The following is a 22,696-nucleotide window of genomic DNA, read 5'->3' on the forward strand; positions in this document are numbered from 1 at the left end:
CTAGACTGGCGCACCGCGGAGGCGCCATGAACGTCACGACCGTTGGCGACCGCTCCACCCTGATCGCACGCCAGCAACTGGCGCTCGAGATGATCGACCGCGGCGCGCCGCTGGCGGACACCCTGGCCCTGCTGTGCCACATCGTGGAGGCCGAGGCGAACTCCTCGGTCCGCGCGGCCATCCTGCTGCTCGACCCGGTCACGCTCTGCCTGCGGACCGGCGCCGCGCCCACGCTGCCGGAGCGCTACAACCTCGCGATCGACGGCATCCACATCGACCCCAGGGTGGGGACCTGCGCGTCCGCCGCCGCGCTGGGCACCGTGGTCATCACCCCGGACATCGAATCCGATGCGGCCTGGTCGGGCATCGCGCACCTTCCGCTGGGCCTGGGCCTGCACGCGGCGTGGTCCATGCCCATCACCGGCAGCGACGGCACCGTGCTGGGCACGCTGGGCACCTACTTCATCGAGCGACGCGCCCCCACCGACGCCGAAGTCGAACTCGTGACAGCGCTGGTCGGCACCGCGGCCCAGGCGATCGAGCGGGCGATGCGACCGCCCGCCGGGTCCGCCGCGCACTAGCGACGCGCGGCGCGACGGGCGGTGGGCGACCTCAGCCGTTGGCCAGCGCGTACTCGATCCCGGCACGCACCGCCGCCACCTGGGCGTCGTTGCATTCGGCCGGCGTGGTGCGCGGGCTGTCGGGGTAGACCTCGGTGGTCGTCACGTAGCGGGCGTTCGTGATGCCGGCGCACAGCCCGAGCTGCTTGACCGGGTAGCGGATCACGCCGGGCGCGACGACGGGCGAGCCGATGATGTTGCCGTCCGCGTCCGCCGGCGCGATGTGGGTCACCTTCGACACCGCCTCGATGATCGCCGCCTGGAAGCCCGGCTGCGGGTTCTCGCTGTCGTCGACCAGGTAGAAGCCGTCGGGGATCGTGTCCGGCGTGGTGTCCTTGCCGTCGCGCGCGGCGAGCGCGGGGCGGAATTCGGATTCGTCGCTGTCGGTGGTCTCGTGCAGGTCGATGTGCACCAGGCACGCGTCGCGCACGGGCGCCAGCAGCCGCACCAGCGCGGCGGCCTCGCCCGACGGGCTGCCTTCGCGGAAGTTCCGGTTCGGGTCGATCGCGTCCGGGTTCCAGCGATGGATCCGCTCGTAGCCCCAGGGGCTCACGCACGGCACCACCAGCAGGTTGGCGCGACCCTCGAAGTCACCGGCGGCCTGTTCGAGGAACTGCAACGCGCCGTGCACGCCGCTGGTCTCGTAGCCGTGCACCCCGCCCGTCACGACGACGTCGGGCAGTGCCGCGTCACGGTTGCGGCTGCGCACCGCGAGCAGCGGGAAGGATTCGCCGGCGTAGTCCAGCCGCCCGTATTCCTCGACGTCGAACCGGTCGCGGAGGGCGTCGATGCGCGCGACCACGTCGTCGGCATGGCTGCGTTGGCGACGCTGCGCCCCGAGCCATTCGGCCTTCTCGGCCGCGCCCCAGGGCTGGCCCGGGGTACCGATCGGATAGAAGCGCTCCATGGGAACTCCACGTGGCAGGGGGCCGCACTCTACCAACGCGCGGTCGTGCTCCCGGCCCGGGCGTGCGCACCCCGAGCCGGCCGATCGAAAGGCCCGGGCGGCGGCCCGGCGATCCACGCCGGTCGCGCCGCCGGGCGAACCACGGGCGATCAGAACCCGTGGGAATACGACAGGCCCGCACCCCAGTCGGGGCTGCCCTCCGACAGTCCACGCAACGCGTAGACCTGGAAGCGCCCGGCCTCGCCGGCGGGCATGCCGTAGAACGCCATCACCTCGCTGCGGTCGTCGAAGCTGCTGGAGGCGGCCTGCTTCCAGTCGTAGACCAGCCCCGCGCTTCCCTGCCCGACCTTGTGGCTGAAGCCCGCGTTGGCGCTGGCCACCGCCTCGACGTCGATGTAGTCAGAATCACCCAGCTGCGTGTAGCCGGCGCCACCGAACCACGTCGTGTCGCCGGACGCGCGGTACAGGTCGATCGCCACGCCGTAGTCGTTCGCGCCCGTGCCCAGGCCCTTGTCCTCGTCGGCCGTGGCGATCTTGGCGTTGGCGGTCAGGTCGATGCCGAGCGCGCCGCGCGTGGGCAGCGTGTAGGTCGCCGCGAGCGCGAGGTCGCCCACGCCCGACGCGGTGCCGCTGGCCTGTTCCGTGCCGCCGCCCGGCGGCGGGCCGAGGAGGCCGCCACGACCCCGGCCGCGCGGGTTGAGGTTGTCGACGAGGCCGACGCCGGGCAGCACGTTCGGGTCGCCCGAGACGCGCAACCACGGCAGCGTGGCCTTGAAGGTCCAGTCGCCGGTGTCGACGCGGGCGCTCAGCGGCACCGACCAGATCTCGGTGGTGGTGTCGCCGCCGTAGTCACCGGTGCTGTAGTCGGTGCCGATGCCGAGCGTCACGCCGTCGGCGCGTGCGCCACCGGCCAGCAGCAGTGCGGCGCCGAGCGCCGCGATGCGAAGCGGGGTGTGTCCTTGCATTGCGAGGGATGTCCTGTTGCCGGGTTCGAAGATCGCCATGGGCGACGGGCGCCGGCGGGCGCCCGTCGGGTACGGCGTCGCTGGATGCCGCAGGGCGCGGGTCAGCCGCCCCCGCCGCGCTGCGAGCGCTCCGGTCGTTCAGGGCGCTCGGGGCGGGTCGGCATCGCCGGGCGCTCGATGCGCGCCGGGCGGCCGGTGGTGTCCGGACGGCCGGTGCGGACACCGGCATCCACGTCGACCTTCGCGCGGCCGGAGGCCTTGGCACCGGCGGCCTGGCCACGCGCGGCGGCGTCGACCGACGCGTCGGCGCGCGCATTCCGGTTGGACGCACTCACCAGGCTGCCCAGGTTGAACCCGAACTCCTGCGCGATCCGGCCCCAGCCCATGCCATCGGCCCGCATCGCCAGCACGCCCCCTTCGACGACGGTGGTGGTGGTGCCGTCGGGATGGGTCGTGGTGGTGGCGATGCCGGTCAGCGCGGACTGCAGGTCCGGGTACGTCCCGGCGTCGACCAGCGCCTTCGCCAGGGACAGGGTGATGTTGACCTCGCCGTAGCCCATCGGGCCGTTCGGGTTGGCCAGGGTGCGCTCGACCAGCTCGGTGGTCGTGGTCGTGGTGCCATCGTCGTTGGTGACGGTGGTGGTGACCTCTTCCGTCCAGGTGAACTCGCCGCCGGTGCGCAGGTCGCTCACCAGTTCGGCGGCGGCCTCCTCGGAGCCGGCGAATCCGGCGTAGCGCTCCACGAGGCGCTCGGCCGGGACCTCGGCCTCGGCGACGATGCCTGCGTCGACATCGCCCTCGAGGCCGGCGTCCTGGGCGGAGGCGGTGGCGGACAGCGACAGGGCGGCGCCCAGCGCGGCGGACAGCAACAGATAACGGGGAGTCGGCTTCATGCGCGTCACTCGTGTTGGAAAGGGACCGCCCGGGGGAAGGCGGCGCCGGCATCCTCGGCCCGTCCGCGACGCGGTGGCAACCCAATGGGGGCGGTCGGATTCAGGGCGGGTTTCGCGAGCATCGGAATCGCGTGACCTGCGTCACACAAGGCCCGAAGCCGCCGAAAACGCAGCCCACCGCTCACCGGGAACGGCCCTCCGCACGACACCATGACTTCCTTCCTAGACAAAAAGGTCTAGACAAGACATTCTAGACGGCGTAGCGTCAGCCCATCGCCAGACCGTCCGCGCCCAGATGCCCACGCCGCGCCTCCCCAAGCCGACGCCCACCGAACTGGAGCTGCTGCGCACGCTCTGGACGCTCGGGCCCTCCACGGTGAAACAGGTGCACGAGGCGCGGCAGGCGGACCGCCCGGACATCACCTACGCCAACGTGCTGCGCCTCATGCAGGTGATGCATGGCAAGGGGCTGCTCAAGCGCGACGAATCCCAGCGATCGCACGTGTACGCCGCCGCGCAGCCGCGCGGCTCGCTGCAGACCCGGCTGCTGGACGACCTCATCCACAAGGCGTTCGCGGGCTCGGGCAAGGACCTGGTGATGGCCGCGCTGCGCGGTGGCCGGGTCAGCGACGCCGAACGCGAAGAGATCCAGCGCTTCCTCGAGGAGACGCGCGATGACTGACCTGGCAGCCGGATGGGTTCCCGCGCTCGGCGCGGCGCTGCTCCACTTCCTCTGGCAGGGCGCGCTGGTCGGCCTGCTGGCATGGCTGGCGCTCGCGGTGTTGCGCGACGCCCGCCCGGCAACGCGCTACGCGGTGGCCTGCGGCGCATTGCTGGCCTGCGTGCTGTTGCCCGTGGCCACGTTGTGCATCGCGCTGCTGGACGCCGGTGCACTGCAGGCGACCACGTCGTTCAATGCGTCCGCACCGGCCGCGGCGGCCGTCGAACCCGCACTCGCGTCCACGATCCGGATGCGCCCCACCCTGCCCTTCGACGCGATGCCCTGGGTCGTCTCGCTGTGGGCCGCGGGCGCCGCCACGCTGTCGCTGCGGATGGGCTGCGGGCTGCTCTGGGTCCGCCAGCAGTGCCGCCATGCCATCGATGACGCGGACGGCCACTGGCAGGGCCGCGTCGACGCGTTGGCCCTGCGCCTGGGCATCCGGCGCCCCGTCCCCCTCCGGCTTGCCCGGGACGGCGACACGCCGATGACGGTGGGGTGGTGGCGGCCGGTGGTGCTGCTGCCGGTCGCGGTCGCCGCGCGCTTGCCGGTCGACCTGGTCGAAGCCCTCCTCGCCCACGAGCTCGCCCACGTCCGCAGGCACGACTACCTGGTGAACCTGCTGCAGGGCGCGGCCGAATCGCTGCTGTTCTACCACCCGGTCACCTGGTGGCTGTCCCGCGTCATCCGCGTCGAACGCGAACTGGTCGCCGACGACCTCGCCGCCGACGCGATCGGCGATCGCCGACGCCTGGCGATCGCGCTGTCCGAACTCGCCCGTGTCGAACCGACCCGGTCGGCCCCGTCCCGCCTCGCCCCCGCCGCGAATGGAGGTCAGCTCATGCCACGCATCCAGTCCCTCATCCGTCCCGACCGCCGCCGCCCGGGCGCCACGCTCGTGCTGCCGCTGGTCGGCCTCGCCCTCGCCGGTGCCGCGTTCCACGCCTGGGCCCGCATGGACATGCAAGGCGATTTCACCGACCACGCCGCCGCATCCCGCGTGCTGGTCGCGCAGGCGCTGCCGGCGCCCTCGGCGACGCCCGGCACCGCCGTGTTGCCGGCGCCCACGGGCAATGCGGCCGGTTCACGCGTGCCGGCCCCGCCGGCCGCGCCGGGTGCGCCCCCGGCCATTCCCGCGCCACCCGCACCGCCTGCACCGGGCGCGTTGACCGCCAGCCCGGCCCTTCCCGCGGCCGCACCGGACGCGCCTCCGCCGCCGCCCGCGGCCCCGCCCGCGCCGCGCCCGCCGGCCGCACCGAAGCCCCCGAAGCCGCCGCGGGGCGTGCACACTTTCGCCCCGCGCGATGGCCACGCCATGGCGCTGGTGCGCGGCGACGACCAGCACACGGTCATGTCCGGCGACGTGCGCGACATGGACGACCTGGCGGCCGCGCAGCGCGCGATCGACGGCGACTTCCTGTGGTTCCGCCGCGATGGGAAGGCCTACGTCGTGCGCGACGCGGCAACGGTGTCACGGGCACGCGCCGCATGGGCGGCCACGGACGCGCTGTCGCGCGAAATGCAGGCGCTCAACGCCCGGATGGCGCCGCACAGCGCGCGCATGCAGGCATTGGGCGAGCGCATGCACGCCCTCGCGGCGCCCGACGCCTTCGACACGCCCGAAATGCGCGCGGCGACCGCGCGCATGCAGGCGCTGGGCAACCGCATGGCGCCGCTGGCCGAACGGCAGGCCGCGCTGGCCGCGCGGATGCATGCCGCCGACGCGGCCGAACGCGCCCGCATCGAGCGCGAGATGGAAGCCGTCGGCCGCCAGCAGGAAGCGCTCGGCGCCGAGATGGAGCGGCACGGCGCACTGCTGGAGGCCGCCAGTGAACGCATGGAGCGCCAGCACGCACCGATGGAAGCGATCGGCCGCAAGATGGAGGCCGAGGGCGAGAAGATGGAGGTCGTCGGCGCCGAGATGGAGCGGCTGGGCGAGCGGATCGAACGCGAGGCCCACGCGGCCGAGGCGGCGATGCGCACGCTGGTCGACGCGGCGGTCCGCGACGGCCACGCGCAACCCGCCCCCGCCCGCCGGGATTGACGACAGGCCGGGCGCCCGCGCGGCGCCCGGTCACCCGCCTGCGATCCACGCACCCAGTCCGGCCAGCGCCGCACCGGCCAGCACCCAGCCCAGGTCCACCCGCAGTTTCCACAGCGCCAGGAACGCGGCGCCCGCGATGCCCACCGAGGTCCAGTCGACGGTCTCCCAGGCGGGGACGTCGACATGCACGATGCCGAAGTCCCACGCGTGCACTTGCGTGAACATCGCCCGCGACGCGAACCACGCCGACAGGCTCAGCACGACGCCCACGATCGCCGCCGTGATGCCCTGCAGCGCCCCCCGGAGCAGCGGCTGGCCCCGCAGCCGTTCGACATGCGGCGCGCCGAGGAAGATGAAGGCGAAGCTCGGCACGAAGGTCACCCAGGTCGCGAGCGCCGCGCCGAGCACGCCCGCGAGCCATGGATCGAGTTCGCCCGGGAACCGGAACGCGGCCAGGAAGCCCACGAACTGCAGCACCATGATCAACGGCCCGGGGGTCGTTTCGGCGAGCGCGAGTCCGTCGAGCATCTCGCGCGGCGAGAGCCAGGCGAGATCCTCGACGGCGCGTTGCGCCACGTAGGCCAGGACCGCATACGCCCCGCCGAACGTGACCAGGGCCGCCTGGCTGAAGAAGACCCCGCCCTCGGTGATGGCGTGCGTCGGTCCCAGCGTCGCCCACGCGACCAGCAGCGGCGCCGTCCAGGCGACCGCGAGCGCCAGCGCCAGCCAGGCCTGCCGGCGCCCCGAAGGCCGGAGGTGGGCGGGCCCTCGACCGGCCATCATGGCGTCAACCGCGTAGCGGGCATCGGTTTCCGGCGTCACGCCGTCGCGCGTGCCCGACGCAGGCAGGTAGCGGACGATCGCGGCGCCCACCAAGGCCCCGCCCATCACCACCCAGGGAAACGCGATGTCCAGCGCGAACAGCGCGAGGAACCCGAGCGCGGCGATCGCCACGTGCGCCGGGGACACCAGCGCGCGACGCCCGATCCGCAGCAGCGCCTCGACGACCAGCGCGACGACGGCGGCCTGCAGTCCGCGGAACACCGCCGCGACCTGCGGCAGGTCGCCGTGCGCCACGTACAGCGCGGCGAGCACGCCCAGCACGAGCGCGCCGGGCAGGACGAAGAGCACGCCGGCCACCAGGCCACCGCGGATCCCGTGCATCAGCCAACCGATGTAGACCGCCAGCTGCTGCGCCTCGGGCCCCGGAAGCAACATGCAGAAATTCAATGCGTGCAGGAAGCGCGACTCGCCGATCCAGCGGCGTCGCTCCACCAGCTCGCGATGCATCAGGGCGATCTGGCCCGCGGGCCCGCCGAAGCCCAGCCAGCCGATCCGCCACCAGACGCGCACGGCCAGCCGGAAGGGCACGGACGCGGAAGTGGAGCCGGCTTCGGCAGCGGTCAAGGTCACGGTCCCGGCGGGTCCACGCCCGCCGCGCGCAGCTTAACGGCGGCGCCGGTCGGGCGGTACGCCCGCGACCCGTCCGCGGCGCTATGCTGCCGCCGGCGGCCACGCCCGATGGCCGGCGCGATGCGGAGGCCCCCGATGCGCCTTCTGCTGCTTGGACTGCTGCTGTGCGCCCACGCGCTGTCGGCCGCGGCCGCACCCCGCCAGCTGGACGACCTCCGCTGGTCCGGCGTCGAACGCATCGTCGCGGTCGGCGACCTCCACGGCGACTACGCCAACTACCTCGCGGTCCTGCGTGGCGCGGGACTGATCGACGCGCGCGGGCACTGGACGGGGGGCACCACGCACCTGGTGCAGACCGGCGACATCGCCGACCGGGGCCCGGACACGCGCCGGATCATCGCGCACCTGCGCGGCCTCTCGCGCCAGGCCGCGCGCGACGGCGGCCGCGTGCATGCCCTGCTCGGCAACCACGAGGCGATGAACGTGCTGGGCGACCTGCGCTACGTGACGCCCGGCGAGTACGCGGCGTTCGCCGACCGGCGTTCGGCGGCGCGGCGCGACCGCTACTACGCCGCCGTGCTGGACGCCCTGCGCGAGCGCGACCCGGAGGCCTTCGCCGCCCTGCCCGCCGACCACCGCGCGCAATGGGACCGCGAGCATCCGCTCGGCTGGGTCGAACACCGGCTGGCCTGGGACCCGCGCTGGGGCGAGGACGGCGAGTTGTTCGCGTGGGCGGTGGGCCGCCCGGTGGCCGTCCAATTGAACGACCTGGTGTTCGTGCACGGTGGCATCAGTGGCGCCTACTGCGGCAACAGCCTCGCGTCGCTCACGGGGAAGGCACGCTCGAGCCTGCGCGGGCAGGCCGTCGCCGAAGGCGACGCCGACATCCTGCTCGATCCGCTCGGTCCGCTCTGGTACCGCGGCCTCGCGGGCGTGGCGCCTGCGGCACCGCCCGAGCTGGTCGACGCCATCCTGGCCACGCACGGCGCACGGCACCTCGTGATTGCGCACACGCCCACCGACGGCATCGTGTGGCCCCGGTTCGACACGCGCGTCATCGTCATCGACACCGGCATCGGCGCGGCCTACGGCGGCCACCCCGCCTGGCTGGAAGCCACCGCCGACGGACTGTTCGCCGGTTACCCGGGCGGTCGCGTGCCGTTGCCCGCGGACGACGCCGGGCGCGCCGACTACCTCGACGCGGTCATCGCGTTGCAGCCTGGCAACGCCGCACTGCGCGACGGCCGCGAAGCGTTGCTGGCCGGCACCACGGCGGCGTCAGCGGAGGCACCGGAGGCGACGGAACCCACGGGCGAGCCGGTCGCGCCGCCGCCCGCCATCACCTGCGACACGACGCCCTGACCTGCCGCGCGTAGCGCGCATCGTCGGCCAGCGTGTCGAAGAAGCCCTCCAGGTAGCGCAGCGCCTCGCGCCTGCGGCGCGGCTCGAGCCGCTGCTCACCCTCCACGAGCGCCAGGATGGCCCCGCGGCGTGAAAGGAATTCAGCACGCATGCCATCGATCGCCGGGTCATGGACGCAGAAGCCGCGGAACAGGCGTTCGGTCACGTCCTCGATCGGCAGCCGCGCATCGGGGACGGCGTAGTGCGCATCCACGAAGCCCGACACGTCGAAGTCGTACGGCAATGCCACGAGTCCCGGGGGCGAATCGCCCGCGGTCACGCGCACGTTGTGGCAGCACGTGATGTCGGTCGGCGCGCCCAGGATCTCCCAGTCCGTGTTGCCGATGAGCAGCTGGAACAGCATGAAGCGCCCCATCTGCGCGGCGTCGTAGTCCCGGGCGGCGAAGGCGCCGGTCTCCAGGCGCCGGCGGCCGTTGCGGCGCGCGACGTCGTCGACGTCCTCGATCAGGAAGGCGAACCGCGGGCCGTCGCCATCCGCATCGCCGCCGCCGTAGCGCACCGCGAGCGGTCGCACCCGGAAGGCATGCGGGGTGACCAGGTTGTAGATGCGGTAGGCGAGGAATTCCAGCACCGGATACGCCGACCATCGCCGGCCGTTCTCGCAGTGGGTCACCACCTTCAGGGAACCGGCGCCCTCGAACAGCGTGCCCGCGATCGCGGCGTCGTCGAACCGCAGTCGGAACGGCGGGAACCGGCACATGCGCCGCCGGCTGATGCCGCGTGCTTCGACCGTGCCCTCGATCCTGCGTTCATTGCCCGCCGCGTCCCGGTACGCCAGGACGGTCGGATGGCGACGCACCTGCGCGGTGTCCCGCCGCAGTTCCGACCACGGAACCGCGATGCGCACGTCCAGCACGCCGGGGTCGTCGAAGAGCCTCCCGGCGCGGTCCTGCGCGTAGGCGAACGCGGAGACGACGACGAACGCGGCCCCTGCCGCGACACGCGCGAACACCCGCCCGGCAAGGAATGACCGCGAACCACGCATCGGCGCCTAGGCCCCCGGTCCACCTGCATCATCGGCGCCGCCGCGCGCCTTGCGCTCACGCTTGCGCGCCTTCCGCTCGGCATCGAAGTCCGATTGCAGTCCATCGCCGAAGCAGCACACGTACATCGTGGCGTAGCAGAAGAACACGGTCATGACCGCCGCGACCTCCAGCGCCGCCACCCCCGCCGCGATGCCCGCGCCGATCGCCACCAGGATGAACAGCGCATCGAAGGTGTCCTGCAACGCCCGCCGGAAGTGCACGCCGGCGACGATCCCTGCCAGCGCGAACGCGAGCGCCAGGCTGTACTGCACGACCAGCACGATCGCCGCGACCACGCCCGGCAGGATCAGCGTCGTCTCGTCGAGCGAATGGTCGTAGCCGCTGCTGCGGTAGATGCCCTTGTGCACCCAGGACACCGGCAGCATGAGCAGCCAGACGCCCACCAGCGCGATGGCCAGCCGGCGTGCGTAGCCCAAGCGGTCGAACTGCGTGCCGATGGCCTCGGCCGCCGACGGGATCGCGTCACCGGGCAGCCCGGCCGGTCCGTCGACCACCACCCCGAAGCCGGCCAGGTTGGCCAGCCCACCCACCGGCAGGACGCCCGGCAACGACGGGATCACGAGGATCGACAGGCCCAGCGCCAGCGCCAGCGCAACGTGATAGGCAACCAGTCGCCGCAGCAGCCGGAAGCCCGCCTGCCGACCCAGGGAGCGCCCAACGGGTGGGCGACGCGGCGTGCCGTTGTCTCCGGACTTCGATGCGTTGGCCACGACCGATCCCCGCACGCTGCTGCTGTCCGGGACTACGCAGGCGTGTACCGATTACGGTCACGCGGACGGGTGCTGCGCGACCCGCTTCCCGAGCGTCCGGCGCAGGCCCCACGCCGTGCCGGCCGCGTGTCCCAGCAGGACCCCTGCGACCGCCAGCAGGCCGCCCCGGTCCAGCCACGCCGCCCCGAAAGCGAGCGTGGCATCGCCCAATGCGAGCCAGATGCCGAGCGCGATCCGCGCGGCCAGCAACAGCGTCAATGCGAGCAGGAACGCCCGGTTCGGCGTGCGGTACAGGCCGCGGTCGGTCCATTCCAGCCGGTCGAAGCGAAGGCCCACGACACCGGCGGCCACGCCGGCGCACAGGCCCGCGGCAGCATCGCGCGCCGCATCGTCCACCCACGCCCCCAACACCCAGGCCGCGGCCAGGAACATCAGTGCCGACAGCGCCAGCAACCACGCATTCGCGGCGACGAACCAGGGCTGCACCCGGCGGCGCACGCGCCCCGCCCGGTAGCGCTGGACCACCGAAACCGGCAGCAGCACGACCCAGAGCGCGAAGGCGGCCATGAGCACGAGGGGCAGGACGAACAGCGGCATCCCGGGAGCATACAAACGCGGGTCGACCGCGAGCGCCCGGAATGGGCCGGGCCGCAGAATGGCCCCGGGCGCGGGCCCTCACATGACAAGCGCATCCATGAACGCCGGCCCCTCGCCATCGACCGGACCCTCACGCGGGATCGTGAACCTTGGCCGCCGCGTCCCCCACCCCCCAGGAGGTCACCATGCGATTCCACGTGCTCGCACTCGGCGTGCTGCTGGCCGTCGGCTGCGCCGACCGGTCCCCGGACGAGGCCGATGACGCCGCGATGCCGCCCGCCGCCGACACCGGCACGGACGCCGGCACCGACGCCCCGCCGACAATGCCGCCGCCGTCGCCCGAGCCCTCCGACACCGTCCCGGGCAAGTTCCAGGGCACCTACGCCGCCGATGCCGAGGCTTGCAACGCGGCAGGCCACGAATCGCACCTGATGATCGGCGCCTCGACCATCGCATTCCACGAGAGCTCCGGCACGGTGACCGGCGTGCAGTCCAGCGGCAACGACCTTGAGGTGACCGCCGAACTGACCGGCGAAGGCGAGACGCGCACCGCGACCTACGCCTTCATGCTGTCCGAGGACGGACAGACGCTCACCGACAACGGTGGCGGCATGGTCCGGGTGCGCTGCGGCTGACCCCGCCCCCAGGCCCGGCCGCCACCCGGCCGGGCCTTCGTTCCGCCACACCGATCCGGGTCCGTCCCGGCACAAGGAGGCGCCGTGCGCATCCCGATCATCTTCATCGCCCTCGCCGTGCTCGCCGCCTGCGGCGAACAGGACGGCGCCGGGCAGTTCGTGCAGGCCGCCGAGGCCGCATCGGACGACTCGACGCCAACCGCGCCGGCGTCCGCGGCGATCCCGGAGCGCTTCCACGGGACGTGGGCATCGGATCTCGCCCACTGCGGTGAATCGGCGGACGAGTCGCACATGGTCCTGCGCGCCTCGGACGTCGAGTTCCACGAAAGCGGCGGCCCGGTGACCGCGGTCGACGTGGACGGCAACGCGTTGAAGTTCACCGCCGAACTCACCGGCGAAGGCGAGACCTGGATGGCCGACCTGTCGCTCCAGCTGGCCGAGGACGGCCAGTCGCTGACCGACACCGCGGTGGGGCTGTCGCGGGTGCGGTGCGGATAGCACGGGGCAGCCGTTAGACTCGCCCGATGGCGGCCTCGGCGATCGGGTTGATGCACCCGCACCGCAGGAACGTCGGGACGCCAATGCGCGACACCGCGCCGTGGTCGTGGACGCGCGGGGAGACCGGCTGATGACACCCGTGCAGACTTCGCTCTACGCCGACTTCGTCGCCGCGATCGATTTCATCGGCACGTTCGCCTTCGCCATCAGCGGCGCGACGGCCGGCGTGCGCAAGGGCCTCGACCTGTTCGGCGTGCTGGTGCTCTCGTTCGCGGCGGCCACCGCGGGCGGGATCGCGCGTGACGCGCTGCTCGGCGCGACGCCCCCGGTGGCGCTGGTGGACTGGCGATACCTGGCCGTGGCGTCGCTGGCCGGCGTGATCACGTTCTACCGGTTCGACGCGGTCGACCGACTGCGGAACCCGCTCCAGTTCACCGACGCCGTCGGGCTGGGCCTGTTCGCCGTGGTCGGCGCCGGCAAGGCGCTCGCGTTCGGGATGGGGCCTGTCGGCGCGGTGATGCTCGGCGTGCTGACGGGCATCGGCGGCGGCATCGTCCGCGACGTGCTGGTGATGCAGGTGCCGACGGTGCTGCAGCGCGAGCTGTACGCCATCGCGGCACTGCTGGGGGCGGCGATCGTCGTGGCCGGCGACGCGCTGGGTCTGCCCGCCACGCCGGTCGCGATCGTGGGCGCCGGGGCGTGCTTCGCGTTGCGGTTCATGGCCATGCGGTTCGGCTGGCAATTGCCGGTGGCCAAGGCGCGCCACTGAGCACGGCGCGGCCTGCTTCACGGCACGCTTCGCACGCGGCACCGAGGATTGCCGCTCCGACCGGAGCCCGCCATGCCGTCGAGACAGCCGCCCCCGTGGAAGCGGAAGAACCCGGTCAAGCCGGCGGCACGCATCCGGCTGACGCCGGACGAGAAGGCGGAAGCGCGGGCACGTGCCGAAGCCGCCGGCCGTCGCTATCCGAACCTGGTGGACAACATGGCGGTTGCGGGGAAGCGGACATGAAGACGAGCCCGATTCCGAACCCGCTCCCGCGCGTTCCCCTGCTCCTGCTGCTGCTCGCGGGATGCGCGGACCGGGGGGACATGCCGTCCCTGGAACCGGCCACCGAGGAACCCGCTCCCGCCATTGCGCCGCCCCCGGGGCCAGCACCCGCCGCACCGCCGGATGCCCTGCCCCTGCAGCACGGTGTCTATGTGATGGCGGGCGGGGACTGCACCGCCCCGTCCAATGCCGGCCTGCGCTTCTACGACGGCCACGGCATCAGCGGCACTGCCACCCATGCCTGCGAAGCCATCGTCCGGTCGCGCCAGGGCGACACCTACGGGGTCGACCAGTCCTGCGTCGACACGCCCGCGGGGAACGGCCCGCGCACCGTCGAGTCGCAGACCGTCACGATCCACGACCGGCGCAGCTTCACGCTCGCCATCGGCCGGGGCACCGGCCGCTTCACGCACTGCCCCGACGACGTGGTCCCGGACTACCTGCGCGAACGCGCCGGACTCGCGTCGTGACCGCGGAACCCGTGCTGGCCGCCGTCACGCCGGTCCGGCGTTGACACCCATGCCGGCGCCAGGCAGCTGCCGCTGGTGCATTCCGCAGGACGCCACTAGCGTCGCTCAAGAAGGAGACGGTCATGCTAAAGCTTTCCTCGCTCGCCCTGACCGGCGGGCTCGCGCTGGCCCTGGGACTCCCGGTGACCGCCGCGAATGCCGGCGAAGTCGCCGGGCCACCGGGTACCCAGGACCCCAGACCAACAGGTGTCCGCGACAATGCGAATTCCGACTGCGCGTACAGCGGCTTGAACGACTACGACGAGGAAGAGGGTCAGAACGAGTCACACGTCCAGACCGTCGCGGATGCGTGGAAGTTCTATGGGTTGCCACCGGGCTTCCCCGGCTGGTCCGGCGCCTGCCACGGCGGCACCAATGCGAGCCGTGACAAATAGCGCCGGCCTTGGGTTGGGCCGGGCCATCCACTAGGCGCGGACCGGCCCAGGTTCGCGATTCCCGCCGACTCCCCGGTTTGATCCAGCGATTCGTCGGGGATCGCCCGGCCGGTTCCCACTCGGCCAGCCGAAAGGCCGGTCGATGGAGTTTCGCCCCATGAACACCAATCCCGTCGTCTGGTTCGAGATCTACGTCCAGGACATGGCACGCGCCAAGCGCTTCTACGAGGCCGTCCTGGGCATCACCCTTTCGCGCCTGGGCGACCCGAACGATTCCGGGCTGCAGATGCAGGCCTTCCCGGGCGCCCCGGACCAACCGGGCGCGACCGGGGCGCTGGCGAAGTTCGCGGGCGTGCCCTCCGGCGGCAATAGCACGGTGGTCTACTTCACGTGCGAGGACTGCGCCGTAGAGGAGGGCCGGGTCGCCGATGCCGGGGGCCGGGTCGAGCGGTCGAAGATGGCGATCGGCCAGTACGGCTTCATCACCCTGGCCATCGACAGCGAGGGCAACCGGTTCGGGCTCCACTCGATGAAGTAGCCCGCCATCAGCCGGGAAGGCCGGCCAGCCGCAATCCCCTGGCGATGCGGTCGCGGTGCATCGGGTTGGCGAACGGCATCTTCGAGAGGAACTGGGCGGAGGAGAATCCCGGCCGTCGTGCGAGGCAGTCCGCCGCCACCGCACGCGCGGCCTCCTGATCACCCTTCAGGGCCAGCGTCGCCGCCCTGAAGGCGTCGACACGGTAGTGCCGCACGGTCATGCGATCGAACATCGACACCGCCGCGACGTCGTCGCCGCGGACCAGCCGCGCGATGCCCTGCTCGCGCCAGAACCACGGTTCGTCGAAGTACGGGTCGATGCGCCGCGTTCGCTGGAACCACGCGTCCCCCGCCTCCGGACGGCCCAGGTACGCCTGCATCATCCCCATCGCCGCGGTGTTCCACTGGTTGGTCGGGTTGAGCTCGATGGCCCGGTGGATCTGCTGCTCGCACAGCGCCCACTCCCCGCGCAGCCGGTGCACCTGTGCCAGCAGCGAATGGCAGGCGCTGTCCCCGGGATCGATTTCCACGCCGCGCCGGGCCAGGACGTATGCGGCCTCCAGGGACGTGTCGTCGCCCTTTGGCGCGTCGTACCAGTCGACGTAGCGCATCACCGCCAACAGCGCATGCGCCAGGCCGTAGTCGGGGTCCAACGCGATGGCCTTCTCGAACAGGCGCGTCGCCTCGGCGCGCTGCGAAGCGTCGTACCAGTGCAGTGCATTGCCCTCGAGCACGCATTCGTAGGCGGCCAGGCTCGGGGGCGGCTTCCGCCGCGCGCGCTCGACGTCGCTGGCCTGCACCCGTCCGACGAGCGTGCTGACGATGGTCGCGACGACGCTGTCCTGCACCGCGAAGATCCCGGAGGCCGGCTGGTCGAACTTTTCCGCCCAAAGCGTGTTCCCGGAGTCCGCGTCGATCAGGGACGCGCCGATCCGCACATCGTCGCCGAGGCGGCGGACGCTGCCTTCGACGATGTAGCGCACGCCGAGGGCCCGCGCGACGCCTTCGAAGTCGTCCGAACCGCGGTGCCGGAAGGAGGCGGAACGCGAGCGGACCGCCAGCATCCGCCACCGCGAGAGCGCGGTGATGATGTCCTCGGTGATGCCGTCGCTGAACCACGCCTCCCCGGGGGCCCCGGAGAGATCGCGGAACGGCAGCACCGCGAGCGGGATCGCGCCGTGCGAGGTCGCCTGCGGCAGCCGTGCCCCGGCCGGCCCGCCCGCGTCGACCTGGTCCGCGTCCCCGGAACGCACCGGCGCGATGAACCGGTATCCGAGCGAATGCACGGTCTGGATGAAGCGCGGCGCCCTGGCGTCATCCTCGAGCGCGCGTCGCAACTGCATCACCAGCCGGTTGAGCACGCCGGGGGTCACGTGCCGGTGGCCCCAGACCACGTCCAGCAAGCGTTCGCGGCCGAGCAGCTCCCCCGGATGGGTCACCAGTTCGCCGAGCACGGCGATCGCCTTCGGTTCGAGCGTCAGCGGCACGCCGTCCCGGCGCAACTCGTGGCGCGACGGGGTCAGTACGTAGTGGTCGAAGGCGTAGCTACCGGTCATCGGGGCGTCCAGGGGCGTCGCGCGGCGTGGCGCGCGGTCGGCATGGCCCCTGTTCCCGGATAGGTAGAACGCGACCTCGCCGGCAACCCGGCATCCGCGCCCCAACGTGAACGCCACCATGTCCGACGTCCCCGCCAGGCACGCCCCGGCGAGGTGGGTGGGCTACCCTGCGCGCCGCGCGGCCCCGTCGGCCCCGTGTTTCCCCGCAGAATGGACACCGCCCGCATGCACAAGCTCGCTCCCGCCGCCCTGTTCGTCGCCTCCCTCGCCGCTGCGCCCGCCACGCTGGCCGGCGACTTCTTCATCAACGGCCAGGCCGGCCGCATCGACCTGGACGGCGACGATTTCGACGGCGACGAGAGCAGCCTCGCGCAGGCCAGCGCCGGGTACCGCTGGGGCCTGGGCATGGCGCAGGTCGGCATCGAGGGCGGCCTGGGCAAGCTCGGCGAGCTTGAGGACCAGAGCCGCACCACCACGGTCGACGGCTTCGTCGACAACAGCTACCAGCTGGACTCGCGCTACGGATTCGTCGGACTGAACGCGCGCGTCAAGCCGCCGCTGGTGCCGCTGTACGCCATCGGCCGCGCCGGCTACATCGGCATGCGCCATGAGCTGGCGTCCACGTCGATCGACACCACCGGCACCACGCCGATCACCCGGCGCAGCACCTTCGACCGGACCGACGGCGGCACCTACGTCGGCGTCGGCGTGGGCACCACGATCCTGCCGATGCTCGACGTCGGCCTGATGGTCAACCAGTACCGCGTTTCCCAGGTCGAGTACGACGCCGCCAGCGACGAGTACGCACTGTCCGGCGAGAAGCGCAACGCCCGCAGCGTCACCCTGACCGCCGAGTACCGCTTCTAGCCACCGGTCCGGCGCAGGTCACGGAGTCCCGGCCAGCCCCTCGACGCCGACCATCGCCCCGCGGTCGCCATCCCAGCCGTCGGTGACGACGCTGAACGTGCCGTCGGTCTCCAGGACGACGGCCGCGATGCGGGATAGCGAAGCGTGGCCCCGCGAACGCACGGCGGCACGGACCTCGCCCATGGTCACGCGGTGGCGCTTCATCGCATCGCGCTGGAACCGCCCGTCCTGCAGCAGCACCGACGGCGCGTTCTTGACGATGCGTCGGATCCGGGGCGACCGCACCGAAAGCCACGAAATCGCGTACTGGAGCATGATCAGCAGGCCCATCCCGGCCAGGCCCTCCAACAGCGCGACGTCGCGACTGAGGAGGATCGTCGCCAGCGTCGAGCCGAGGGCGATCGTCACGATCAGGTCGAATGCATTCCACTTCGACACCGTGCGCTTCCCGGTGACGCGCAGCCAGCCCACGAGCGCCAGGTACGCCAGCGTGCCCACGACGAGTACACGCAGGACCTCGTTCCAGCCGTCGAAGAACATGTCGCCGCCTCCGTTGTCTGTCGGAAGCGCGCATTCATGCATGCCCGCGGTGGACGCGAAGTCAGGCCGCGGTGCCCGACAGCAGGCCGATCGCGGGGCCGTCCACGCTCCCAGGGGCTACGCGCCCGGCCCTGCACGGCCCAAGGCGGCCCGCGCTAGCCGCGCAGCAGGTAGACCGGGAGCGCAACCAGCCCCAGCAGGAAGGCGATGCCCAGCAGCGTGAGCACCACGCGCAGCGGCTCGTCGCGCAGCACCGTCCAGAAAGTCTCCGCGGTGCCCGCCTCTCGCGCGGCCGCGTACTCGGCGCGCACGCGGGTGCGGCGCTTGTCCTGGTAGTCGGCCATCAGGCGCTTCGCCCGGTCGATGTCGGTGTCGTCGGTGATGAAGATGCCGCCGGCGGAAATACCCCAGATGCTCGGGGTGGTTTCGTAGAACGCGATCCCGTGCTCATCGAGCATCGCCCGGACGTCGTCCGCCTCGTCGTCGGGCACATGGCGCAGGTTGAGCAGGAGCCTGGACATGCGCGGATGCTAGCCCAGTTCCCGCCGGGCGCGTTCGCGGCGCGCCTGACCGCAGCGTGCGCCCCCGGGAAATGGACCCGACCCCGTTTCCGGCACAATCGCGCGGATGCGGACTTTCGTACTCAGGGCCCGGGCGGCGCCGGTGGACAGCGCGAAGCTGCTTTCGGGCGTCGGCGGCGAGGCGCACACCGAGATCCTCGCGCACACGCTGATGAACGCCATCTTCGTGGCGCAGTCGCACCGGCCCGACGTGGTGGTGCACCTCCTGCTCGAGAGCACGCAGGATTACTCCCGCGCGATCCGGTTCGAGGCCGCCGCCATGCACGACATCGGCGGCTTCCACGAGCAGGCGCTGCTGGGCAAGGTCGCCCGCGCGCTGGATGCCTCCCGCGGCATGGGCAAGGAGGAAACGCGCCCCGTCGAACCGGGCGTCACGGTGCGCACGGTCAGCTTCGAGCACCTGGTGCGGGAGCTGGCCACCGACCACGCGCTCTATGTCATGGACCGCAAGGGCACGCCCATCGGGGAAGAAGCCTTCGGCGACAGCCCGTGCTTCCTGCTCACCGACCACATCCCGATGCCGAAGAAGACGTTCAACAGCCTCGACCGCCTGGGCGCGAAGCGGCTCGCGCTGGGCCGGACGATGCTGTTTGCATCGCAGTGCGTGGTGCTCATCCACCACGCACTGGACAGGGGCTAGCGATCAGTCCGCGTCGCGCGCGACGGCCACCGCCCGCGGCTCGATCGCGGCGAGCAGCTCCAGCAGGCGGCCGGTGTCCACCGGCTTGACCAGGTGGTCGTCGAAGCCCGATTCCCGCGCCCGTCGGCGGTCGTCCTCGGCGCCCCAGCCGGTGACGGCGAACAGGTGCATCGGCCGCCCGGCCTCGCGCAGGTGGGCCGCCACCTGGAAGCCGTCCATGCCAGGCAGGCCGATGTCCAGGAACACGACCTCCGGGACGAACGCCGCCGCCGCCTCGACTGCCGCGGGGCCGTCGTGGACCATCCGCACGTCGTGGCCTTCCATCTCCAGCAGCATGCGCAGGGTGTCGGCCGCATCCCGGTTGTCGTCGACCACGAGGATGCGGAACGAACCCGCGGCCGCTGTCGACGGCAGCGCGCGCGCATGCGGGGATTCCGCCCACCCGGCAAGCAGCGGCAGCCGCACCACGAACGTACTGCCCCGTCCCGGTCCGTCGCTCTCGGCGTGCACGGTGCCGCCGTGCAGTTCCACCAGCCGCCGCACGAGGGTCAGTCCGATGCCCAGGCCGGCCTGGTGCCCGTCCTCGGGCCGGTCGACCTGGGTGAACAGGTCGAACACGCGCCCGACCATCGCCGCCGGGATGCCCATCCCGTTGTCCTGGACGCGCAGCTCGACCTCGCCATCCTCCACGCGCGCCGAAACGTGGATCTCGCCGGACCGCGGCGTGTACTTCGCCGCGTTGTTGACCAGGTTGGACAGCACCTGCGACAGCCGCGTCGCATCCGCGTCCACCACCATCGGCCGGTCGTCCATCGCGATGTCGAGCCGATGGCCGAACGACTGCACGACGGGCATCGACGTCTCCACCGCGCTCTGCACCACGTCGCGCACGTCGCAGGGGGCGCGCGCAAGCACGAGCTTGCCGTGCGTGATGCGCGACACGTCGAGCAGGTCGTCGACCAGCCGGACCAGGTGGGTGATCTGCCGTTCCATCATCGCCAGCGTGCGGCGCAGCTCGACGGGATCGCCGCCGCGCGACACCAGCGACAGGCCGGTGCGGATCGGCGCGAGCGGGTTGCGCAGCTCGTGCGCGAGGGTGGCGATGAACTCGTCCTTGCGCTTGTCCTGGTCGCGCAGCTTCTCGTAGAGCCGGCTGTTCTCCAGCGCGACCGAGCCGATCTGCGCCAGCTGCACCAGCACCGCCTCGTCGGTTTCGGTGAAATCGCCCTCCAGGCGGTCCGATAGCTGCACCAGGCCGATGTTCCGCCCGTCGTGCGCCACCAGCGGCACCGCCAGCCAGCCCCGCAACGGCGGATGCCCCGCGCTGCCCGAGAACCTCTTCCAGCGCGGATGGGCCTCCATCTCCGCCTGGGTCAGGCGCATGGGGCGGTTGGTCTCGCAGACCACGGTATAGATGCCCGCCCCGTTGGGCGCGGCGTCGTAGCCGGCGTAGCGGGCGTACTTGTCCGACATCGACACGTTGACGATCGCCTGCGACCAGTCCGCCCCGGTGGTCAGGCTGACCACGGCCTGGTGGGCCCCGATGATCCGGCGCGCTTCCTCGGTGATGACCGCAAGCACGCTCTCGACCGTGGTCGACGCGTAGATCGTCCGCGCCGCGCGTGCCACCTCGCCGAGCAGGCGGGCCTGCTCCCGCTCCCGGTCGAGCAGCGCGGCCAGGCGCGCCTGGGTCAGCTTCACCTCGGTCACGTCCACGGTCACGCCATCGAAGCGGATCGGCGACCCGTCGTCCGCGTAGGCGCTGCCGCCCAGCGCGCGGATCCATTTGAACGCGGAGCCGTCGGGGGCGACGGTGCGGTAGTACACGTCGTACGCGGCGTGGCTGGCGATGGCCCGCTCGATGGCCTCCCGCGTCGGCTCGCGGTCCTCGGGATGGATGCGTTCGTAGAAGGTCTCGATCGTGACCCGCGTGTCCGGCTCGAGGAAGAAGTGCTCCCTCACCCGGGCATCCCAGATCAGCTCGTCGAACGGCAGGTCGCAGTACCAGAAACCGATGCCCGACAGCCGCACCGCGTAGTCCAGCCGCGCCCGGCTGTCGCTGAGCGAGCGCTCGGACTGCACCCGCTCGGAGACGTCGCGGGTGACCGCCAAGTGGGCATGCCCGCCCGTCGACCAGGGCAACGGCACGGCGTTCGTCTCCATCCAGCGCCGCTTCCCGCCGAGTCCGACGAGTTCGAATTCCAGCGCCCCGCCCTCCCCCGCGCAGACCCGCTCGTTGAACGCGCGGAAGGCGTCGCGGTGCTCGGGCGCGATGAGGTCGTAGACGCATTTCCCGACCACGGCCTCCGGCCCAGGCGCCTCGACCATCCGCAGGCCCGCGGCGTTCATCTGCAGCACGGTGCCGTCCGGGGCCACGACCTTCACGCACTCCGGGCTGGCCTGCACCATGGCCCGGTACCGCGCTTCGCTGACGCGCAGTTCCCCGGCCACGCGCGCCCGCTCAAGGGCCTCCCAGCAGCGCGCCACGACCTGTTCGGCCAGTGCCACCTCATGGGACTTCCAGTGCCGCGGCACGGTCTGTTGGACCGAGGCCACGGCCGTGAGCGCGCCGTCGCGCATCAGGGGCACGGTGATCGACGCGCGCACCCGTGTCTGGGCGAACGCGTCGCGAATGCGAGGATCGACGTCCAGGTCGGCTTCGCTGTCGTGCACGAGGTACGAGCGCCCTGCGCGCATGGCCGTCTCGAAGCGCTCGCCGAAACCGTCGAGGGGCCATCGCCCCGACACGGGCGGCACGCCATTGGAATGGCCGCCGACCACCCAGAGGTGGTCGTCCCCGTCGCTGGCCGCGTACACGCACCGGTCGGCGCCAAGCTGCTCGGCCAGGAGGCGCGCCGCGGTCCCGACGATGTCGGCGGATTCCGACAGCGGCTGCAGGGCCAGCGCAAGGCGCGACAGGAAGGCAAGCTGCGCCTCGCGCACCTGCAGCGCCTCGTCGCTGCGGCTGCGCTCGATGGCCAGCGCGGCGGTGCGGGCCAGCGTGCCGACCAGGTCGATCTCGAGCTGCGTGGGGACGCGCCGCGCCCGGAAGTAGGTGCCGAACGTGCCGATCACGGCGCCGTCCGATCCGGTGATCGGCATCGACCAGGCCGCCGGCAGTCCGAGACCGAGCGGGAGGCGCGCGATGCCTTCCCAGCGGGGGTCCGCCGCGATGTCCGGGGTCACGATGATCGTGTTGCGCGCGGCCGCGGCCGAGCACGTGCCCAGGTCGGGCGAGACGGCCAGGCCGTCCACCGCGGCGTTGTATTCGTCGGGCAGCCCCGGAGCCGCGCCATGCCGCAGGTGGCCGTCCTCCACGAGCAGCACCGCGGCGACCACCTCGTCGCTCGCTTCGTCCTCCACGATCCTGCACAGCTCGGCGAGGACGAGGGGCAGCGGTTCGCCGCGCACGACCATTTCCAGCACGCCCCGCTGGCGATCGAGCAACGCCCGCGAGTGGGGCGCGGACGCCGGGGCAGGGCGCCCTTCGGGGGGACGGTCGGGCGCGGTGCTCATCGGGGTTCCGGCATGGCCGCAGGAGGGGCGACGTGC

General features: G+C 72.3%; 24 protein-coding genes. 13 read left to right on the forward strand and 11 right to left on the reverse strand.

What is annotated here, in order from left to right:
* Positions 1–26: 26 nt before the first annotated feature.
* On the forward strand, positions 27–581 hold the full coding sequence (locus ACYU7H_RS00660) for a GAF domain-containing protein (protein WP_460811659.1): 555 nt from the start codon (positions 27–29) through the stop codon (positions 579–581).
* Between the two features lie 31 nt (positions 582–612).
* On the opposite strand, the gene ACYU7H_RS00665 is transcribed toward ACYU7H_RS00660, so the two are convergent.
* From ACYU7H_RS00665 to ACYU7H_RS00675, 3 genes are all read right to left on the reverse strand, one after another.
* Complete coding sequence (locus tag ACYU7H_RS00665) at positions 613–1,527, reverse strand: M14 family metallopeptidase (protein ID WP_460811660.1); 915 nt, start codon at positions 1,525–1,527, stop codon at positions 613–615.
* Positions 1,528–1,676: 149 nt separating this feature from the next.
* Positions 1,677–2,492, reverse strand: a complete 816-nt coding sequence (locus ACYU7H_RS00670) for a transporter (RefSeq protein ID WP_460811661.1) — start codon at positions 2,490–2,492, stop codon at positions 1,677–1,679.
* 101 nt (positions 2,493–2,593) lie between these two features.
* Positions 2,594–3,385: a hypothetical protein gene (locus ACYU7H_RS00675; RefSeq protein WP_460811663.1), complete on the reverse strand. Its 792-nt coding sequence runs from the start codon at positions 3,383–3,385 to the stop codon at positions 2,594–2,596.
* A 295-nt stretch (positions 3,386–3,680) separates the two neighbouring features.
* Between ACYU7H_RS00675 and ACYU7H_RS00680 the strand changes: the two genes are divergently transcribed.
* Positions 3,681–4,067 carry a BlaI/MecI/CopY family transcriptional regulator gene (locus ACYU7H_RS00680; RefSeq protein ID WP_460811664.1) on the forward strand — a complete coding sequence of 129 codons (387 nt, stop codon included), beginning with the start codon at positions 3,681–3,683 and terminating at the stop codon, positions 4,065–4,067.
* Positions 4,060–6,147, forward strand: a complete 2,088-nt coding sequence (locus tag ACYU7H_RS00685; protein ID WP_460811665.1) for a M56 family metallopeptidase — start codon at positions 4,060–4,062, stop codon at positions 6,145–6,147. The genes ACYU7H_RS00680 and ACYU7H_RS00685 overlap by 8 nt, the downstream gene beginning before the upstream one ends.
* Positions 6,148–6,177: 30 nt before the next feature.
* Here the strand turns inward: ACYU7H_RS00685 and chrA are convergent, their stop codons facing one another.
* Complete coding sequence (gene chrA / locus ACYU7H_RS00690) at positions 6,178–7,560, reverse strand: chromate efflux transporter (RefSeq protein WP_460811667.1); 1,383 nt, start codon at positions 7,558–7,560, stop codon at positions 6,178–6,180.
* A gap of 135 nt (positions 7,561–7,695) precedes the next feature.
* On the opposite strand from chrA, the gene ACYU7H_RS00695 reads away from it, so the two are divergent.
* Positions 7,696–8,922, forward strand: a complete 1,227-nt coding sequence (locus tag ACYU7H_RS00695; protein WP_460811669.1) for a metallophosphoesterase — start codon at positions 7,696–7,698, stop codon at positions 8,920–8,922.
* Here ACYU7H_RS00695 and ACYU7H_RS00700 read toward each other — a convergent pair.
* Genes ACYU7H_RS00700 through ACYU7H_RS00710 form a run of 3 tightly spaced genes read right to left on the reverse strand, consistent with a single transcriptional unit; the run spans position 8,900 to position 11,335 of the window.
* Positions 8,900–9,934, reverse strand: coding sequence for a hypothetical protein (locus tag ACYU7H_RS00700; protein ID WP_460811671.1), 1,035 nt, complete (start codon positions 9,932–9,934; stop codon positions 8,900–8,902). The two genes, ACYU7H_RS00695 and ACYU7H_RS00700, sit on opposite strands and share 23 nt — an antisense overlap.
* A gap of 39 nt (positions 9,935–9,973) precedes the next feature.
* Positions 9,974–10,738 (reverse strand): hypothetical protein, encoded by a 765-nt coding sequence (locus ACYU7H_RS00705; RefSeq protein ID WP_460811673.1) that lies wholly within the window; start codon positions 10,736–10,738, stop codon positions 9,974–9,976.
* 57 nt (positions 10,739–10,795) lie between these two features.
* Positions 10,796–11,335 carry a hypothetical protein gene (locus ACYU7H_RS00710; RefSeq protein WP_460811675.1) on the reverse strand — a complete coding sequence of 180 codons (540 nt, stop codon included), beginning with the start codon at positions 11,333–11,335 and terminating at the stop codon, positions 10,796–10,798.
* A 185-nt stretch (positions 11,336–11,520) separates the two neighbouring features.
* Here ACYU7H_RS00710 and ACYU7H_RS00715 point away from each other — a divergent pair, with 185 nt between their 5' ends.
* The 7 genes from ACYU7H_RS00715 (at position 11,521) to ACYU7H_RS00745 (ending at position 14,961) form a co-directional block, all read left to right on the forward strand.
* On the forward strand, positions 11,521–11,970 hold the full coding sequence (locus ACYU7H_RS00715) for a hypothetical protein (protein WP_460811677.1): 450 nt from the start codon (positions 11,521–11,523) through the stop codon (positions 11,968–11,970).
* Between the two features lie 84 nt (positions 11,971–12,054).
* The gene (locus tag ACYU7H_RS00720) at positions 12,055–12,468 is read left to right on the forward strand and encodes a hypothetical protein (RefSeq protein WP_460811678.1); all 414 of its coding nucleotides are present in this window, start codon (positions 12,055–12,057) and stop codon (positions 12,466–12,468) included.
* A 130-nt stretch (positions 12,469–12,598) separates the two neighbouring features.
* On the forward strand, positions 12,599–13,237 hold the full coding sequence (locus ACYU7H_RS00725; protein ID WP_460811679.1) for a trimeric intracellular cation channel family protein: 639 nt from the start codon (positions 12,599–12,601) through the stop codon (positions 13,235–13,237).
* A gap of 72 nt (positions 13,238–13,309) precedes the next feature.
* On the forward strand, positions 13,310–13,480 hold the full coding sequence (locus ACYU7H_RS00730) for a hypothetical protein (protein ID WP_460811681.1): 171 nt from the start codon (positions 13,310–13,312) through the stop codon (positions 13,478–13,480).
* A complete protein-coding gene (locus ACYU7H_RS00735) occupies positions 13,477–13,989 on the forward strand; it encodes a hypothetical protein (protein ID WP_460811682.1) in 513 nt (170 codons plus the stop codon). Before ACYU7H_RS00730 ends, ACYU7H_RS00735 begins: the two co-directional genes overlap by 4 nt.
* A 122-nt stretch (positions 13,990–14,111) precedes the next feature.
* Complete coding sequence (locus ACYU7H_RS00740) at positions 14,112–14,423, forward strand: hypothetical protein (RefSeq protein WP_460811683.1); 312 nt, start codon at positions 14,112–14,114, stop codon at positions 14,421–14,423.
* Between the two features lie 157 nt (positions 14,424–14,580).
* The gene (locus tag ACYU7H_RS00745; protein ID WP_460811685.1) at positions 14,581–14,961 is read left to right on the forward strand and encodes a VOC family protein; all 381 of its coding nucleotides are present in this window, start codon (positions 14,581–14,583) and stop codon (positions 14,959–14,961) included.
* Positions 14,962–14,968: 7 nt separating this feature from the next.
* On the opposite strand, the gene ACYU7H_RS00750 is transcribed toward ACYU7H_RS00745, so the two are convergent.
* Positions 14,969–16,516 carry a winged helix-turn-helix domain-containing tetratricopeptide repeat protein gene (locus ACYU7H_RS00750; RefSeq protein WP_460811686.1) on the reverse strand — a complete coding sequence of 516 codons (1,548 nt, stop codon included), beginning with the start codon at positions 16,514–16,516 and terminating at the stop codon, positions 14,969–14,971.
* A gap of 225 nt (positions 16,517–16,741) precedes the next feature.
* On the opposite strand from ACYU7H_RS00750, the gene ACYU7H_RS00755 reads away from it, so the two are divergent.
* On the forward strand, positions 16,742–17,383 hold the full coding sequence (locus ACYU7H_RS00755; RefSeq protein WP_460811687.1) for an outer membrane beta-barrel protein: 642 nt from the start codon (positions 16,742–16,744) through the stop codon (positions 17,381–17,383).
* Between the two features lie 18 nt (positions 17,384–17,401).
* On the opposite strand, the gene ACYU7H_RS00760 is transcribed toward ACYU7H_RS00755, so the two are convergent.
* Together ACYU7H_RS00760 and ACYU7H_RS00765 are read right to left on the reverse strand one after the other, a co-directional pair.
* A complete protein-coding gene (locus ACYU7H_RS00760; RefSeq protein WP_460811689.1) occupies positions 17,402–17,923 on the reverse strand; it encodes a DUF421 domain-containing protein in 522 nt (173 codons plus the stop codon).
* A gap of 155 nt (positions 17,924–18,078) precedes the next feature.
* Positions 18,079–18,444 carry a DUF6164 family protein gene (locus ACYU7H_RS00765; protein ID WP_460811690.1) on the reverse strand — a complete coding sequence of 122 codons (366 nt, stop codon included), beginning with the start codon at positions 18,442–18,444 and terminating at the stop codon, positions 18,079–18,081.
* Positions 18,445–18,550: 106 nt separating this feature from the next.
* Here ACYU7H_RS00765 and trmY point away from each other — a divergent pair, with 106 nt between their 5' ends.
* Positions 18,551–19,144 (forward strand): tRNA (pseudouridine(54)-N(1))-methyltransferase TrmY, encoded by a 594-nt coding sequence (trmY, locus tag ACYU7H_RS00770; protein ID WP_460811691.1) that lies wholly within the window; start codon positions 18,551–18,553, stop codon positions 19,142–19,144.
* Between the two features lie 3 nt (positions 19,145–19,147).
* On the opposite strand, the gene ACYU7H_RS00775 is transcribed toward trmY, so the two are convergent.
* Positions 19,148–22,660, reverse strand: coding sequence for a GAF domain-containing protein (locus ACYU7H_RS00775; RefSeq protein ID WP_460811693.1), 3,513 nt, complete (start codon positions 22,658–22,660; stop codon positions 19,148–19,150).
* Positions 22,661–22,696: the final 36 nt, after the last annotated feature.

The organism is Luteimonas pelagia (assembly GCF_054776035.1).

What these genes read in the sequence shown, in the direction of transcription:
- ACYU7H_RS00675 (WP_460811663.1), bottom strand. Translation starts at nt 3,385, where the DNA reads ATGAAGCCGACTCCCCGTTATCTGTTGCTGTCCGCCGCGCTGGGCGCC.
- ACYU7H_RS00715 (WP_460811677.1), top strand. Translation starts at nt 11,521, where the DNA reads ATGCGATTCCACGTGCTCGCACTCGGCGTGCTGCTGGCCGTCGGCTGC.
- ACYU7H_RS00735 (WP_460811682.1), top strand. Translation starts at nt 13,477, where the DNA reads ATGAAGACGAGCCCGATTCCGAACCCGCTCCCGCGCGTTCCCCTGCTC.
- ACYU7H_RS00685 (WP_460811665.1), top strand. Translation starts at nt 4,060, where the DNA reads ATGACTGACCTGGCAGCCGGATGGGTTCCCGCGCTCGGCGCGGCGCTG.
- ACYU7H_RS00745 (WP_460811685.1), top strand. Translation starts at nt 14,581, where the DNA reads ATGAACACCAATCCCGTCGTCTGGTTCGAGATCTACGTCCAGGACATG.
- ACYU7H_RS00760 (WP_460811689.1), bottom strand. Translation starts at nt 17,923, where the DNA reads ATGTTCTTCGACGGCTGGAACGAGGTCCTGCGTGTACTCGTCGTGGGC.
- ACYU7H_RS00680 (WP_460811664.1), top strand. Translation starts at nt 3,681, where the DNA reads ATGCCCACGCCGCGCCTCCCCAAGCCGACGCCCACCGAACTGGAGCTG.
- ACYU7H_RS00725 (WP_460811679.1), top strand. Translation starts at nt 12,599, where the DNA reads ATGACACCCGTGCAGACTTCGCTCTACGCCGACTTCGTCGCCGCGATC.
- ACYU7H_RS00750 (WP_460811686.1), bottom strand. Translation starts at nt 16,516, where the DNA reads ATGACCGGTAGCTACGCCTTCGACCACTACGTACTGACCCCGTCGCGC.
- ACYU7H_RS00695 (WP_460811669.1), top strand. Translation starts at nt 7,696, where the DNA reads ATGCGCCTTCTGCTGCTTGGACTGCTGCTGTGCGCCCACGCGCTGTCG.
- trmY (WP_460811691.1), top strand. Translation starts at nt 18,551, where the DNA reads ATGCGGACTTTCGTACTCAGGGCCCGGGCGGCGCCGGTGGACAGCGCG.
- ACYU7H_RS00670 (WP_460811661.1), bottom strand. Translation starts at nt 2,492, where the DNA reads ATGCAAGGACACACCCCGCTTCGCATCGCGGCGCTCGGCGCCGCACTG.
- ACYU7H_RS00660 (WP_460811659.1), top strand. Translation starts at nt 27, where the DNA reads ATGAACGTCACGACCGTTGGCGACCGCTCCACCCTGATCGCACGCCAG.
- ACYU7H_RS00730 (WP_460811681.1), top strand. Translation starts at nt 13,310, where the DNA reads ATGCCGTCGAGACAGCCGCCCCCGTGGAAGCGGAAGAACCCGGTCAAG.
- ACYU7H_RS00710 (WP_460811675.1), bottom strand. Translation starts at nt 11,335, where the DNA reads ATGCCGCTGTTCGTCCTGCCCCTCGTGCTCATGGCCGCCTTCGCGCTC.
- ACYU7H_RS00765 (WP_460811690.1), bottom strand. Translation starts at nt 18,444, where the DNA reads ATGTCCAGGCTCCTGCTCAACCTGCGCCATGTGCCCGACGACGAGGCG.
- ACYU7H_RS00740 (WP_460811683.1), top strand. Translation starts at nt 14,112, where the DNA reads ATGCTAAAGCTTTCCTCGCTCGCCCTGACCGGCGGGCTCGCGCTGGCC.
- ACYU7H_RS00755 (WP_460811687.1), top strand. Translation starts at nt 16,742, where the DNA reads ATGCACAAGCTCGCTCCCGCCGCCCTGTTCGTCGCCTCCCTCGCCGCT.
- ACYU7H_RS00775 (WP_460811693.1), bottom strand. Translation starts at nt 22,660, where the DNA reads ATGAGCACCGCGCCCGACCGTCCCCCCGAAGGGCGCCCTGCCCCGGCG.
- ACYU7H_RS00665 (WP_460811660.1), bottom strand. Translation starts at nt 1,527, where the DNA reads ATGGAGCGCTTCTATCCGATCGGTACCCCGGGCCAGCCCTGGGGCGCG.